2 protein-coding genes are annotated in these 17,144 nt (G+C 73.6%); both read left to right on the plus strand.

Annotated features, from left to right (window positions below; translation table 11 throughout):
* Nucleotides 1-13,474: SDR family NAD(P)-dependent oxidoreductase (locus tag ACFW1A_RS26075; RefSeq protein ID WP_380412497.1), on the plus strand; the 13,474-nt coding region annotated here is incomplete at its 5' end.
* Nucleotides 13,471-17,144: type I polyketide synthase (locus ACFW1A_RS26080; protein WP_380412499.1), on the plus strand; the 3,674-nt coding region annotated here is incomplete at its 3' end. The genes ACFW1A_RS26075 and ACFW1A_RS26080, both read left to right, overlap by 4 nt.

The following is a 17,144-nucleotide window of genomic DNA, read 5'->3' on the forward strand; positions in this document are numbered from 1 at the left end:
GATGGGTCGTGAGTTGGCGGCGGCGTTCCCGGTGTTTGCGGCGGCGTGGGCGGAGGTGGCGGCGGCGATCGGGATGGAGCTGCCGTTGGACGATGCTGAGTTGTTGAACCGGACGGAGTTCGCGCAGCCGGCGATCTTCGCGTTCGAGGTGGCGCTGTTCCGGCTGCTGGAGTCCTGGGGTGTGCGGCCGGACTACCTGGCCGGGCACTCGATCGGTGAGATCGCCGCGGCGCACGTGGCGGGGGTGTTCTCGCTGGCGGATGCGGCGACGCTGGTGACGGCTCGTGGTCGGTTGATGCAGGCGCTGCCGGCGGGTGGCGCGATGCTCGCCGTGGAGGCCACGGAGGAGGAGGTCTCTGGGCTCGGGGTGGACATCGCCGCGGTGAACGGTGCGCGTGCGGTGGTGCTGTCCGGCCCGGAGGCGGAGATCGACCGGGTCGCGGAGCACTTCGCCGACCGTCGGACCAAGCGCCTGACGGTCTCCCACGCCTTCCACTCGTCCCTGATGGACCCGATGCTTGAGGACTTCCGTGCGGTGGTCAATGGGTTGACGATCAATCAACCCTTGATCCCACTGGTCAATGATGTGGCGTCGGTGGAGTACTGGGTCAACCATGTACGCGGCATGGTCCGGTTCGCGGATGCGTTGACCACACTGGCCAACCATGGAGTGACCCGTTTCCTGGAGGTCGGCCCGGACGCCGCGCTGACCCCGATGGGCCTGGACGACCCCGCCCTGACCTTCGTCGCCACCACCCGCCGCGACCGCGACGAGGTGCGCGAACTGCTCGCCGGCGTCGGTGCCCTGCACGCCAACGGTGCGGGCGTCGACTGGCCTGCCTTCTTCGCCGGTACCGGCGCTCGGGCCGTCGACCTGCCGACCTACGCGTTCCAGCGCCGCCGGTTCTGGCTGGACTCGGTGGACTACTGGCTGGAGGCCTGGGACGGCTCGGGCAGCGGCAGCGCCGACGTCACGTCCGTCGGCCTGACCGCTCCCGACCACCCGCTGCTCGGCGCGGTGCTGAGCGCGCCGGACGCCGAGCAGGTCACCCTCACCGGCCGCCTCTCGGTCACCGCGCAGCCCTGGCTCGCCGACCACGCGGTGGGCGGCACGGTGCTCTTCCCGGGCACCGGTTTCGTGGAACTGGCGATCCGGGCCGGCGACCAGGTCGGCTGCGGCACGCTGGAGGAGTTGACGTTGGAGGCACCGCTGGTGCTGCCCGAGCACGGGGCGGTCCAGCTGCAGGTGGTGGTCGGCGCACCCGACGCTGCCGGTGCCCGTCCGGTCGGCATCCACGCCCGCCCGGCCGAGGAGTCGGCCGACCTGCCGTGGACCCGGCACGCCACCGGCCTGGTCTCGGCCGCGGTGCCCACCACCGACTTCGACACCGCGATCTGGCCGCCGGTCGGCGCCGCGGCGATCGACCTGGCCGAGCTCTACCCGAACCTGGCCGAGGCCGGCCTGGGCTACGGACCGACCTTCCAGGGCCTGCGCGCCGCCTGGCAGCGCGGCACCGAGGTGTTCGCCGAGGTGGCGCTGCCGGAGGCCGGCGAGGCGGCCCGGTTCGGCCTGCACCCCGCCGTGCTGGACGCCTGCCTGCACGCGATCCCGTTCACCGGCGCGATCGGCACCGACGGGGTCACCCTGCCGTTCGCCTGGGAGCGGGTCGCACTGCACGCCACGGGTGCTGCCGCCGTCCGCCTGCGGATCGCTCCGCAGGGCGACGGCCAGGTCGCGCTCGACCTCGCCGACCCGGCCGGTCGGCCGGTGGCGTCGGTGGCCGCGCTCACCCTGCGCACCCTGACGCCCGAGCAGTTGGCCGCCGCCCGGACCAGCTTCCACGAGAGCCTGTACCGCCTGGAGTGGTCGCCGTTGCCGGTGCCGTCGGTGCCGGCGGGTGCGGTGGAGCCGACGGTGTGGCGTCCGGTGGCGGGTTTGGACGCGGTCGCCGCGCACGCTGCGACTGCCGAGGCGCTGGCCCGGATCCAGGGTTGGCTGGCGGAGGAGCACGAGGCTCCGTTGGTGGTGCTCACCCACGGCGCGGTCGCGCTGCCCGGTGAGCCGGTCACCGACCTGGCGGGCGCGGCGGTCTGGGGCCTGGTCCGCTCGGCCCAGTCGGAGAACCCGGAGCGGTTCGTCCTGCTGGACAGCGACGGCAGCGTGCCGCCGGCCGCAGTGCTGGCCACCGGCGAGTGGCAGGGCGTGGTCCGCGAGGGCACGCTGCACCGGGCCAGGCTGGCCCGGATCGCCGTTGCGGCCGAACCGTCCGAACCGGCGAGCACGTTCGATGGCGAGGGCACGGTCCTGGTGACCGGTGCCACCGGCACGTTGGGCCGCCTGGTGGCCCGGCACCTGGTCACCGAGCACGGGGTCGGCTCGCTGCTGCTGGCCAGTCGGCGCGGTGCCGAGGCGGCCGGGATGCCCGAGCTGGTGGCCGAACTGACCACGCTGGGCGCCAGGGTGGCCGTTGCCGCTTGCGACGTCTCGGACCGCGCCTCGGCCGAACTGCTGGTCTCCTCGGTCGAGGGCCTGTCCGGCGTGGTGCACGTGGCAGGTGTGCTGGACGACGGCACGGTCAACTCCCTCACACCGGAGCGCCTGGCGGGCGTGCTGCGCCCGAAGGTGGACGCGGCCTGGCACCTGCACGAGTTGACGGCCGATCAGAACCTGACGGCGTTCGTGCTGTTCTCCTCGGTCGCCGGCGTGCTCGGCGCCCCCGGTCAGGCCAACTACGCGGCTGCCAACGCCTATCTGGACGCGCTCGCCCTGCACCGCACCGCGCAGGGCCTGCCGGCCCAGTCGCTGGCCTGGGGCCTGTGGGCGGCCGAGGCCGGCGGCATGGGTGCGGGGGCGGACCTGGACCGGATCAACCGCTCCGGCGTCGCCGCGCTCGCGCCCGCCGAGGGCCTCCAACTGCTCGACACGGCCGGCGACCTGTCCGACGCCGCGGTGCTCGCGGTCCGGCTCGACCTGCCCGCGCTGGCGGCCGCCGGTGACGACCTGCCGCCGCTGCTGCGCGGTCTGGTCCGCGGCAAGGCCCGCCGCGCTGCCGCCGGTGGCGCCGCAGCGGCGGCCTCCGTGCTCGGCGCCCGGCTGGCCGGACTGGCCCCGGCCGAGCAGCTGGCAGCGGTGCTGGACGTGGTCCGGGCCCAGGCGGCGGCCGTGCTCGGCCACTCCTCCCCGCAGGCCGTCGAGCCGCACCACGCCTTCAGTGACCTGGGCTTCGACTCGCTCTCCGCCGTGGAGTTCCGCAACGCCGTCAGCGAGGCGACCGGTCTGCGGCTGCCCGCCACCCTGGTCTTCGACTACCCGAACCCGGTGGCGCTGGCCGAGTACCTGACCGCCGAGGTGGCCGGGACCGGCGAGGCGGCGGCCACGGTGGTGGCGACCACCACCGCCACCGACGAGCCGATCGCCATCGTCGGCATGGCCTGCCGCTACCCGGGCGGCGTGGACTCGCCGGAGGCGCTCTGGCGGCTGGTGGCCGACGGGGTGGACGCGGTCAGCGAGTTCCCGACCGACCGCGGCTGGGACCTGGGCCGACTCTACGACCCGAACTCGGAGCGGCCGGACACCAGTTACACCAAGAGCGGTGGATTCCTGCACGACGCGGCGGAGTTCGACCCGGCCTTCTTCGGGATCTCGCCGAACGAGGCGCTGGTCATGGACCCGCAGCAGCGGCTGCTGCTGGAGGCCTCCTGGGAGGCGCTCGAGCGGGCGGGCATCGACCCGGCGACGCTGCGCGGTTCGGCCACCGGCGTGTTCGCCGGGATGATGTACCACGACTACGCGAACAACAACAACACCGGTGCGATCGCCTCGGGTCGGGTCTCCTACGTGCTCGGCCTGGAGGGTCCGGCGGTCACCATCGACACCGCCTGCTCCTCCTCGCTGGTCGCCCTGCACTGGGCGGTGCAGGCGCTGCGCAGCGGTGAGTGCTCGCTCGCGCTGGCCGGCGGCGTGGCGGTGATGGCCACCCCCGACACCTTCGTGGAGTTCAGCCGGCAGCGCGGTCTCTCGACCGACGGCCGGATCAAGGCCTTCGCGGACGGCGCCGACGGTACCGCCTGGGGCGAGGGCGTCGGCATGCTGCTGGTGGAGAAGCTCTCCGACGCGCGGCGCAACGGGCACCGTGTGCTGGCCGTGGTGCGGGGTTCGGCGATCAACCAGGACGGTGCCTCGAACGGGCTGACCGCGCCGAACGGTCCGGCCCAGCGGCGGGTGATCCGGCAGGCGCTGGCGAACGCACAGCTGACGGCCGACCAGATCGACGCGGTGGAGGCGCACGGCACCGGGACGGTGCTGGGCGACCCGATCGAGGCGCAGGCGCTGCTGGCCACCTACGGTCAGGAGCGGGCCGGCGAGCCGCTCTGGCTCGGCTCGATCAAGTCGAACATGGGGCACACCCAGGCGGCGGCGGGCGTGGCCGGGATCATCAAGATGGTCCAGGCGATGGAGCACGGTGTGCTGCCGATGACGCTGCACGTGGATGCGCCGTCGTCGAAGGTCGACTGGTCGGCGGGGGCGGTGGAGCTGCTGACCGAGGCTCGGGAGTGGCCGGCCGTGGACCGGCCGCGTCGCGCCGCGGTCTCCTCGTTCGGGATCAGTGGCACCAACGCGCACGTGATCCTGGAGCAGGCTCCGGCAGCGGCCGAGCCGGCTCCGACGGAGACGGCGCCGCCCGCGCCCTGGGTGCTCTCGGCCCGTACGCCCGAGGCGCTGCGGGCCCAGGCGTCGCGGCTGCTGGACCGCCTGGCGGGCCTGGAGTTCGTCCCGGTGGACGTGGCCTACGAACTGGCTACCGCGCGGTCGCTGTTCGAGCACCGTGCGGCGGTGGTGGGGGAGGGCCGCGAGGAGTTGCTGGCGGCGCTGGTGGCGGTTGCCGAGGGCCGGGGCGGCGTGGAGTCGCGTGCTGCTGGGGCGACGGCGTTCCTGTTCACGGGTCAGGGGTCGCAGCGGGTGGGGATGGGTCGTGAGTTGGCGGCGGCGTTCCCGGTGTTCGCGGCGGCCTGGGCGGAGGTGACGGAGCACCTGGACCCCGGTGGCGAGGACCAGCTGCATCAGACCCAGTTCGCTCAGCCGGCGATCTTCGCGTTCGAGGTGGCGCTGTTCCGGCTCCTGGAGTCGTGGGGTGTGAGGCCGGACTATCTGGCCGGGCACTCCATCGGTGAGATCGCCGCGGCGCACGTGGCCGGTGTCTTCTCGCTCGCCGATGCGGCGAAGTTGGTCACCGAGCGCGGTCGGTTGATGCAGGCGTTGCCGGCGGGTGGCGCGATGCTCGCCGTGGAGGCCACGGAGGAGGAGGTCACCGGTCTCGGTGTCGACATCGCCGCGGTGAACGGTGCGCGTGCGGTGGTGCTGTCCGGCCCGGAGGCGGAGATCGACCGGGTGGCGGAGCACTTCGCCGACCGTCGGACCAAGCGCCTGACGGTGTCGCACGCGTTCCACTCGTCATTGATGGACCCGATGCTTGACGAGTTCCGCGCGGTGGTCAATGGGTTGACGATCAATCAACCCTTGATCCCACTGGTCAATGATGTGGCGTCGGTGGAGTACTGGGTCAACCATGTACGGGGCACGGTCCGGTTCGCCGACGCGTTGACCACACTGGCCAACCATGGAGTGACCCGGTTCCTGGAGGTCGGCCCCGATGCGGCGCTGACCCCGATGGGCCTGGACGACCCCGCCCTGACCTTCGTCGCCACCACCCGCCGCGACCGCGACGAGACCGTGACGCTGGCCGGCGCCCTGGGTCGCCTGAACGCTGCGGGCGCCCCCGTCGACTGGGCCGCGTACTTCGCGGGCACCGGCGCCCGGCGGATCGACCTGCCGACCTACGCCTTCCAGCGCAGCCGCTTCTGGATGGACCAGGCGGGCACCGGCGGGGACGTGGTCGGGGCCGGACTGGACGCCGCCGAGCACCCGCTGCTCGGTGCGCTGGTCACGCTGCCCGAGGAGGCCGGTGTGCTCTTCACCGGCCGGCTGTCCACGGGCACCCAGCCCTGGCTGGCCGACCACGCGGTGGGCGGCACGGTGCTCTTCCCGGGTACCGGTTTCGTGGAACTGGCGATCCGGGCCGGCGACCAGCTCGGCTGCGGCACCCTCGCCGAGCTCACGCTGCAGGCACCGCTGGTGCTGCCCGAGCAGGGCGGCGTGCAGCTCCAGGTCGCGGTGGGTGCGCTGGACGCTGCGGGCGCCCGCGCGGTCAGCGTCCACTCGCGCGCCGAGGACGCGGCCGACGGTGCCTGGACCCGCCACGCCACCGGTCTGCTCACCGCGACCGAAACTGCCGGGGCGAGCGACTTCGACACCTCCGTCTGGCCGCCGGCCGGCGCCCGGCCGGTGGCGACCGACGAGCTGTACGCCCACCTCGCCGAGGCCGGTCTGGTCTACGGCCCGGTCTTCCAGGGCCTGACGGCCGGCTGGCTGCTCGGCGACGAGGTCTACGCCGAGCTCGCCCTGCCCACCGAGGCCGACGGCGCCGCCTACGGCCTGCACCCGGCGCTGCTGGACTCCTGCCTGCACGCGCTGGCGCTGCGCCCGGCGGCCGAGGCGACCGCCAAGCTGCCGTTCGCCTGGCAGGGCGTCACGCTGCACGCGGCCGGCGCGGGCGCCCTGCGCGCCCGGCTGCGGCCGGTCGGCGCCGGGGACGGTCTGGCGCTGTCCGTGGCCGACCCGGCCGGTCGCCCGGTGCTCTCGGTGGCGGCGCTCACCCTGCGCGCCATCTCCGCCGAGCAGTTGGCCGCCGCGCAGACGGCCCACCACGAGGCGCTCTTCCAGCTCGACTGGTCGCCGTTGCCGGTGCCGTCGGTGCCGGCGGGTGCGGTGGAGCCGACGGTGTGGCGTCCGGTGGCGGGGTTGGACGCGGTCGCCGCGCACGCTGCGACGGCCGAGGCGCTGGCTCGGATCCAGGGTTGGCTGGCGGAGGAGCACGAGACTCCGTTGGTGGTGCTCACCCACGGCGCGGTCGCGCTGCCCGGTGAGCCGGTCACCGACCTGGCGGGCGCGGCGGTCTGGGGCCTGGTCCGCTCCGCGCAGGCCGAGAACCCGGGCAGCTTCGTGCTGGTGGACAGTGACGGCAGCATCGACCCGGCGGCGCTGACCGCCCTGGACGAGCCGCAGATGGCCGTCCGCGAGGGCGGACTGGCGGTGCCCCGGCTGGCCAAGGTGGCGGTCGGGGAGAGCACCCCGGCGAGCGCGTTCGGTGGCGAGGGCACGGTCCTGGTGACCGGTGCGACCGGCACGCTGGGCCAGGTGGTGGCCCGGCACCTGGTGGCCGAGCGTGGGGTGCGTGACCTGCTGCTGGTGAGCCGGCGCGGTGCTGCGGCGGCGGGGATGCCGGAGTTGGTGGCCGAACTCGGCGAGCTGGGTGCGGAGGTGGCGGTTGCGGCCTGCGACGTCACCGACCGCGGCGCGGTGGCGGCGCTGCTCGCCGGGCAGTCGCTCGCTGCCGTGGTGCACGTGGCCGGTGTGCTGGACGACGGCATCGTTGGCTCGCTCACCCCGGCGCGGTTGGACGCGGTGCTGCGGCCCAAGGTGGACGCGGCGTGGAACCTGCACGAGCTGACGGCAGGTCAGGAGCTGGGCGCTTTCGTCCTCTTCTCCTCGGCCGCCGGTGTCTTCGGTGGTGCCGGTCAGGCCAACTACGCGGCCGCGAACGCCTACCTGGACGCGCTGGCGGCGCACCGGCAGGCGCAGGGCCTGCCCGCGCAGTCGCTGGCCTGGGGTCTGTGGGAGTCGGAGCAGGGCGGCATGGGAGCCGAGGCCGACGTGCAGCGGATCAACCGCTCCGGGATCGAGTCGATCTCGGCCGCGCAGGGCCTGGAACTGCTGGACACTGCGACCGAGTTGGCCCAGGCCCTGCTGGTGCCGATCCGATTGGACCTCAAGCTGTTGCAGCAGGCGGGTGACGAACTGCCGCCGCTGCTGCGCGGTGTGGTCCGCCGCCCGGTCCGCCGCGCCACTGCGGGCGGCGCCAGCGGTCAGGCCGACGCGCTCCGGACCCGGCTGGCCGGGCTGGCGCCCGCGGAGCGGACCGCCGCCGTGCTGGAGCTGGTCCGGGCCCAGGCGGCCGCCGTGCTCGGCCACGCCAAGGCGACCGCGATCGATCCCGAACGCGCCTTCCGGGACCTCGGGTTCGACTCGCTCTCGGCGGTCGAGTTCCGCAACGCGGCCAACGAGGCGACCGGGCTGCGGCTGCCCGCCACCCTGGTCTTCGACTACCCGAACCCGGTGGCGCTGGCCGAGTACCTGGCCGGTGAGCTGACCGGTACCGGCGAGGCGACCGCCACCGTGGTAGCGACCACCACGGCCACGGACGAGCCGATTGCGATCGTCGGGATGGCCTGCCGCTACCCGGGTGGGGTCCGGTCGCCGGAGGACCTGTGGCGGCTGGTGGCCGACGGGGTGGACGCGGTCGGGGACTTCCCGGACAACCGCGGCTGGGAGCCGGACCGGCTCTACGACCCGACCGCCGAGCGGCCGAACAGCACCATCACCCGCAGCGGTGGGTTCCTCTACGACGCGGCGGAGTTCGACCCGGCCTTCTTCGGGATCTCGCCGAACGAGGCGCTGATCATGGACCCGCAGCAGCGGCTGCTGCTGGAGGCCTCCTGGGAGGCCTTCGAGCGCGCCGGCATCGACCCCGCCGGGCTGCGCGGATCGGCCACCGGTGTCTACACCGGGATGATGTACCACGACTACACCTACAACAGCAGCACGGGCGCGGTGGCTTCGGGCCGGCTCTCCTACGTCTTCGGCCTGGAGGGGCCGGCGGTCACGGTGGACACCGCGTGCTCCTCGTCGCTGGTCGGCCTGCACCTGGCGGTGCAGGCGCTGCGGAGCGGTGAGTGCTCGCTGGCCCTGGTCGGTGGTGTGGCGGTGATGGCCACCCCGGAGGTGTTCATCGAGTTCAGCCGGCAGAAGGGGCTGGCGCCGGACGGCCGGTGCAAGTCGTTCGCGGCCGGTGCGGACGGTACGGCCTGGGGCGAGGGCGTCGGCATGCTGCTGGTGGAGCGCCTCTCGGACGCCCGGAAGAACGGGCACCCGGTCCTGGCGATCGTGCGCGGCAGTGCCGTCAACCAGGACGGTGCCTCGAACGGGCTGACCGCGCCGAACGGCCCGTCGCAGCGGCGGGTGATCCGGCAGGCGCTGGCCAATGCCGGTCTGACGGTGGACCAGGTGGACCTGGTGGAGGCGCACGGTACCGGGACGGTGCTGGGCGACCCGATCGAGGCCCAGGCGCTGCTGGCCACCTACGGCCAGGACCGCCCGGCGGACCAGCCGCTCCGGCTCGGCTCGATCAAGTCGAACATGGGGCACACCCAGGCCGCCGCGGGTGTCGCGGGCATCATCAAGGTGGTCGAGGCGATGAAGCACGGCCTGATGCCCAGGACCCTGCATGTGGACGAGCCGTCGCCCAAGGTGGACTGGACGGCGGGCAACATCGAGCTGCTCACCGAGGCCCGTCCGTGGCCGGAGCTGGACCGCCCGCGCCGGGCCGCCGTCTCCTCGTTCGGGATCAGCGGCACCAACGCACACGTGATCATCGAGCAGCCGCCGGCCGAGCAGTCCGCCGAGGCGGACGCCGCCCCGCAGGGTGCGACCCCGCAAGGCGCGACCCCGCTGGTGCTCTCGGCCAAGACCCCCGAGGCGCTCCGGGCACAGGCGGAGCAGCTGCACCGGTTGCTCGACCGGCAGCCCGATCTGGACCTGGCCGACCTCGGGTTCTCGCTGGCCGTGACCCGGTCCGCGCACGAGCACCGGGCCGCGCTGGTGGCCGAGCACCGGGCCGAGGTGCTGACCGGCCTGGCCGCGCTGGCCGAGGGCGGCAGCGGCGCGGAGCTCGCGGTCGGCACTGCGACTGCCGGTGGCACGGCGTTCCTGTTCACCGGTCAGGGGTCGCAGCGGGTGGGGATGGGTCGTGAGTTGGCGGCGGCGTTCCCGGTGTTTGCGGCGGCGTGGGCGGAGGTGGCGGCGGCGATCGGGATGGAGCTGCCGTTGGACGATGCGGAGTTGCTGAACCGGACGCAGTTCGCCCAGCCGGCGATCTTCGCGTTCGAGGTGGCGCTGTACCGCCTCCTGGAGTCCTGGGGCGTGAGGCCGGACTACCTGGCCGGGCACTCCATCGGTGAGATCGCTGCGGCGCACGTGGCCGGTGTCTTCTCGCTCGCCGATGCGGCGAAGCTGGTGGTCGAGCGTGGTCGGTTGATGCAGGCGCTGCCGGCGGGTGGCGCGATGCTCGCCGTGGAGGCCACGGAGGAGGAGGTCACCGGGCTGGGGGTGGACGTTGCGGCGGTGAACGGTGCGCGTGCGGTGGTGCTGTCCGGCCCGCAGGCGGAGATCGACCGGGTCGCAGAGCACTTCGCCGACCGTCGGACCAAGCGCCTGACGGTCTCCCACGCCTTCCACTCGTCATTGATGGACCCGATGCTTGAGGACTTCCGTGCGGTGGTCAATGGGTTGACGATCAATCAACCCTTGATCCCACTGGTCAATGATGTGGCGTCGGTGGACTACTGGGTCAACCATGTACGCGGCACGGTCCGGTTCGCTGACGCATTGACCACACTGGCCGGCAACGGTGTGACCCGTTTCCTGGAGGTCGGCCCCGACGCCGCACTGACCCCGATGGGCCTCGACGACCCCGCCCTGACCTTCGTCGCCACCACCCGCCGCGACCGCGACGAGGTGCGGTCGGTCCGTACCGCGCTGGTCCGGATGCACGTCACCGGGCTTCCGGTCGACTGGTCGGCAATCTTCACCGGCGCCCGGCGGGTCGACCTGCCCACCTACCCGTTCCAGCGCCGCAGCTTCTGGCTGCTGGAGCCGTTCGGCGGGGGCGGCGACGCCGCCTCGATGGGCCTGGACGCCGCGCAGCACCCGCTGTTGGGTGCGGTGGTGCCGGCCCCGGACTCCGACGCGCTGACCCTGACCGGTCGACTGTCCACGGCGACCCAGCCCTGGCTGGCCGACCACGCGGTGGGCGGCACGGTGCTCTTCCCGGGCACCGGCTTCGTCGAGCTGGCCGTGCAGGCCGGCGACCAGGCGGGCTGCGCGGTGCTGGAGGAGCTCACCCTGCAGGCGCCGCTGGTCCTGCCGACCGCCGCCGGGGTGCAGCTGCAGGTGCTGGTCGGCGCGGCCGACGAGGCGGGAGCCCGGACGGTCTCGGTGCACGCCCGACCGGACGAGGCGGACCAGCCGTGGACCCGGCACGCCACCGGTCTGCTGCGGTCCGGCCCGGTGCCGGTGCCCACCGGCCCCGCCGCCTGGCCGCCCGCCGGGGCCGAGCCGGTGGAACTCGCCGAGCTCTACCCGAACCTGGCCGAGGCGGGCCTGGAGTACGGGCCGGTCTTCCAGGGGCTGAAGGCCGCCTGGCGGGTGGGTCAGGAGGTGTTCGCCGAGGTCGCGCTGCCCGAGCAGACCGACAGCGAGAGCTTCGGCCTGCACCCGGCGCTGCTCGACTCCTGCCTGCACGCGGTCGCGCTCACCGGCCTGTTCGGCGACCAGTCGGTGCTGCCGTTCAGCTGGAGCGAGGTCGCGCTGCACGCGGCCGGCGCCGCGGCGGTGCGGCTGCGGCTGGCCCCGATCAGCGGCGACAGCGTGGGCCTGGAGCTGTTCGACGCGGTCGGGCAGCCGGTCGCCTCGGTCGGGTCGCTGACCCTGCGGGCGATTTCCGCCGAGCAGTTGGCGGCCGCCCGGACCAGCTTCCACGAGAGCCTGTTCGCCGTGGACTGGGCACCGGTGGCGGTACCGACCGCCCTGGCCGCCGAAGAGCCGGCGCTGTTGCGGCCGACCACCGGCACGGACGCCGGATCGGCACGGGCGGCGGCCCGGGAGGCGCTGGCGGCCGTGCAGGGATGGCTGGCCGGGGACCAGGACGGTCCGCTGGTGGTGGTCACCGAGGGCGCGGTCGGCCTGCCGGGCGAGCGGGTCACCGACCTGGCGGGCGCGGCGGTCTGGGGTCTGGTCCGCTCGGCCCAGGCGGAGAACCCGGACCGGTTCCTGCTGGTCGACACCGACGGCAGCCTGCCGCTCGGCGCGCTGACCGCGCTGGACGAGCCGCAGCTGGTGGTCCGCGAGGGCAGGTTGCACGCGCCGCGGCTGGCCAGGGTCCCGGTGGCGGCCGAACCGGTCGCCCCGGCGAGCGCGTTCGGTGGCGAGGGCACGGTTCTGGTGACCGGTGCGACCGGCACGCTGGGCCGGCTGGTGGCCCGGCACCTGGTGGCCGAGCGTGGGGTGCGTGACCTGCTGCTGGTGAGCCGGCGCGGTGCCAAGGCGTCCGGGATGCCGGAGTTGGTGGCCGAACTCGGCGAGCTGGGTGCGGAGGTGGCGGTTGCGGCCTGCGACGTCACCGACCGCGGCGCGGTGGCGGCGCTGCTCGCCGGGCAGTCGCTCGCTGCCGTGGTGCACGTGGCCGGTGTGCTGGACGACGGCATCCTCGGCTCGCTCACCGCGGACCGCTTGGACGCGGTGCTGCGGCCCAAGGTGGATGCGGCGTGGAACCTGCACGAGCTGACGGCAGGCCAGGAGCTGGGCGCTTTCGTCCTCTTCTCCTCCGCCGCCGGTGTCTTCGGCAACCCGGGGCAGGCCAACTACGCCTGCGCCAACGCCTACCTGGACGCGCTGGCGGCGCACCGGCAGGCGCAGGGCCTGCCCGCGCAGTCGCTGGCCTGGGGTCTGTGGGAGTCGGAGCAGGGCGGCATGGGAGCCGAGGCCGACGTGCAGCGGATCAACCGCTCGGGCGTCGACGCCCTCACCGTGGCCGAGGGCCTGGCCCTGCTGGACACCGCCGGCTCGCTGGCCGACCCGCTGCTGGTCCCGATCCGGCTGGATCTCAAGGCCCTGCAGCAGGCCGCTGACGAACTGCCGCCGCTGCTCCGGGGGCTGGTCCGGGCGAAGGCCCGGCGCACGGCGGCCGGCGGTCGGGACCAGGCGAGCGGGCTGAAGGCCCGGCTGGCCGGGCTGGGGGCGGCCGAGCAACTCGGCACGCTGCTGGAGCTGGTGCGCGGCGAGGCCGCTGCGATCCTCGGCCACAGCAGCCCGCAGGCGGTCGAACCCGACCGTGCCTTCAGTGAGTTGGGATTCGACTCCCTCAGTGCGGTGGAGTTCCGCAACCAGGTGAACGCGGTGACCGGACTGCGGCTGCCGCCCACCCTGGTCTTCGACTACCCGAACGCCCGCGCCCTGGCCGAGTACCTGGTCACCGAGCTGGCCCCGGAGGCCGATGGGGACGAGGCCGCGACCGAGGACCAGATCCGCCGGATCCTGCAGGCCATCCCGCTGCACCGGCTGCGGGACGCGGGCCTGATGGAGAGCCTGCTGGAGCTCGGCGGCGCGCGGGTGGAGCGGGAGAGCACCACCGAGGAGCCCGCCGAGCAGGAGTCCATCGACGAGATGGACACCGAGAGTCTGATCAACATGGCCTTCGACGGACTCGACTTCGAGGACGCGACGACGGAAGCGTGGAACTGACAATGGCGCAAACCGAAGACAAGCTGGTCCAGGCACTCCGCGCGTCGCTGAAGGAGACCGAGCGGCTGCGTGCCGAGCACCGCAAGCTCTCCGCGCAACTGCGCGAGCCGATCGCCATCGTGGGCATGGCCTGCCGCTACCCCGGCGGGGTCACGTCGCCGGAGGCCCTGTGGCAGTTGGTGGCGGACGGCGTGGACGCGGTCGGGCAGTTCCCGATCGATCGCGGCTGGGACCTGGAGAAGCTCCACGACCCCACCGGTGCGCGGCCGAACACCAGTTACACGCAGCAGGGTGGATTCCTCTACGACGCGGCGGAGTTCGACCCCGGCTTCTTCGGGATCTCGCCGAACGAGGCGCTGGTCATGGACCCGCAGCAGCGGCTGCTGCTGGAGGTCTCCTGGGAGGCGCTGGAGCGTGCGGGCATCGACCCGGCCACTCTGAAGGGCTCGGCCACCGGCGTCTACGCCGGGATGATGTACCACGACTACGCGGCCAACAGCAGCACCGGCGCCATCGCGGCCGGCCGGATCTCCTACACCCTCGGCCTGGAGGGCCCCGCCTTCACGGTGGAGACGGCCTGTTCCTCCTCGCTGGTCGCCCTGCACCTGGCGGTGCAGGCGCTGCGCAACGGCGAGTGCTCGCTGGCCCTGGTCGGCGGCGTGGCGGTGATGGCCACCCCGGAGACCCTGGTGGAGTTCAGCCGGCAGAAGGGCCTGGCGGTCGACGGTCGCTGCAAGTCCTTCGCGGACGCCGCCGACGGCACCGGCTGGGGCGAGGGCGCCGGCGTCCTGCTGGTGGAGAAGCTCTCCGACGCCCGGAAGAACGGGCACCAGGTGCTGGCGATCGTGCGCGGCAGCGCGATCAACCAGGACGGCGCCTCGAACGGGCTGACCGCGCCGAACGGTCCGGCCCAGCGCCGGGTGATCCGGGCCGCGCTGGCCAACGCCCAGGTCTCGGCGGACCAGGTGGACCTGGTGGAGGCGCACGGTACCGGGACGGTGCTGGGCGACCCGATCGAGGCGCAGGCGCTGCTGGCCACCTACGGCAAGGACCGGGCCGGGGAGCCGCTCTGGCTCGGCTCGATCAAGTCCAACATGGGCCACACCCAGGCCGCCGCCGGTGTCGCCGGGATCATCAAGGTGGTCGAGGCGATCCACCACGGCGTGCTGCCGAAGACGCTGCACGTGGACGCGCCGTCGTCGAAGGTCGACTGGTCGGCGGGCTCGGTGGAGCTGCTGACCGAGGCTCGGGCATGGCCGGCCGTGGACCGGCCGCGTCGCGCCGCGGTCTCCTCGTTCGGGATCAGCGGCACCAACGCGCACGTCATCATCGAGCAGGCGCCGACCGGGGAGGTTCCGGCGGAGGAGCCCGCGGTGGAGCGTCCGGCGGGTGCGGTGCCGTGGGTGCTCTCCGGGCGGACGGCCGAGGCGCTGGCCGACCAGGCCGAGCGGCTGCGTGCCTTCGTCGCTGCCCGGCCGGAGCTGTCGCCGGTGGACGTGGCGTACACGCTGGCCACGGCGCGGGGGGCCTTCGAGCACCGTGCGGCGGTGGTGGGGGAGGGCCGCGAGGAGTTGCTGGCGGCGCTGGTGGGGGTTGCCGAGGGCCGGGGCGGCGTGGAGTCGCGTGCTGCTGGTGGCACGGCGTTCCTGTTCACGGGTCAGGGGTCGCAGCGGGTGGGGATGGGTGCGGACCTTGCCGCTGCATTCCCGGTGTTTGCGGCGGCGTGGGACGAGGTGGCGGCGGCGGTTGGTGAGCCGCTGCCGTTGGACGATGCGGAGTTGCTGAACCGGACGCAGTTCGCCCAGCCGGCGATCTTCGCGTTCGAGGTGGCGCTGTACCGCCTCCTGGAGTCCTGGGGCGTGAGGCCGGACTACCTGGCCGGGCACTCCATCGGTGAGATCGCTGCCGCGCACGTGGCCGGTGTCTTCTCGCTCGCCGATGCGGCGAAGCTGGTGGTCGAGCGCGGTCGGTTGATGCAGGCGCTGCCGGCGGGTGGCGCGATGCTCGCCGTGGAGGCCACGGAGGAGGAGGTCACCGGGCTCGGTGTCGACATTGCGGCGGTGAACGGTGCGCGTGCGGTGGTGCTGTCCGGCCCGGCGGCGGAGATCGACCGGGTCGCGGAGCACTTCGCCGACCGTCGGACCAAGCGCCTGACGGTCTCCCACGCCTTCCACTCGTCCCTGATGGACCCGATGCTTGACGACTTCCGCACGGTGGTCAATGGGTTGACGATCAATCAACCCTTGATCCCACTGGTCAATGATGTGGCGTCGGTCGAGTACTGGGTCAACCATGTACGCGGCACGGTCCGGTACGCGGATGCGTTGACCACACTGGCCAACCATGGAGTGACCCGTTTCCTGGAGGTCGGCCCGGACGCCGCACTGACCCCGATGGGCCTGGACGACCCCGCCCTGCTCTTCGTCCCGACCACCCGCCGCGACCGCGACGAGACCACCAGCGTCGTCGCCGCCCTGGCCCAGCTGCACACCCACGGCGTGAAGTTCAGCTGGCCGGCGGTCTTCGCCGACCGCGGCGCCCGGCGGGTCGACCTGCCCACCTACGCGTTCCAGCACCGCCGGTTCTGGCTCAACCTGCAGGACTTCCTCTCCGAGTCGTGGCTCGCCGGCGAGTTCGGCGGGGTGGCGTCGGTCGGCCTGGTGGCGGCCGACCACCCGTTGCTCGGTGCGGTGCTGCCCGACCCGGACTCCGACGCGGTCGTGCTGACCGGTCGCCTCTCGGTGACCGACCAGCCGTGGATCGCGGACCACGACGTGATGGGCAGCGTCCTGCTGCCGGGCACCGGGTTCGTGGAGCTGGCCATCCGCGCGGGCGACGAGGTCGGCTGCCCGGTGCTGGAGGAGCTGACCATGACCGCCCCGCTGGTGCTGCCGGCCGACGGCGGTGCGGTCCAGCTCCAGGTGGTGGTCGGTGCTGCCGACGAGGCCGGTCGTCGCACGCTGCGGATCCACTCCCGCCAGGGCGAGTACGGGCCGTGGATCCTGCACGCCGACGGCCTGCTGGGTCAGTCCGCCGGTCCGGCCCCGGCCCCGCTCACCGAGTGGCCGCCTGCGGGTGCCACCGAGGTCGAGGTCGAGGGCGCCTACGACATGCTGCTCGGCCTGGGCTACGGCTACGGTCCGGTCTTCCAGGGCCTCAAGGCGGCCTGGCGGCGCGGTGACGAGGTCTTCGCCGAGGTCGCGCTGCCGGACGAGGCCAAGGCAGAGGCGGCCGGCTTCGGCCTGCACCCCGCGCTGCTGGACGCCTCGATGCACGCGGGTCTGGTCTCCGACGACGGCCGGCGCGGTGGCGAGGCGGTGCTGCCGTTCGTCTGGAACGGGGTCACCCTGCACGCCGCCGGCGCCGCCGCCCTGCGGGTGCGGATCACCCCGAACGGCGCGGAGAGCGTGGCGATCGTGGTGGCCGACCAGGCGGGCCGGCCGGTGCTCTCGGTGGACTCGCTGGTCGCCCGGGCCGTCTCGCCCGAGCAGTTGGGCGCGGGCCGCGGCGCCGGCCAGTCGCTGTTCCGGATCGGGTGGTCGGAGACGGCACCCGGCGAGACGGTCGCCGCCACCGACCTGCGAGTGTTCCGGGTCCCGGTCACCGGCGACGAACTGCCCGACACCGCACTCACCCAGACCCTGACCGCCCTGCAGGACTTCCTCGCCCA

This window comes from Kitasatospora sp. NPDC058965 (assembly GCF_042741245.1).
GTDB lineage: Bacteria > Actinomycetota > Actinomycetes > Streptomycetales > Streptomycetaceae > Kitasatospora.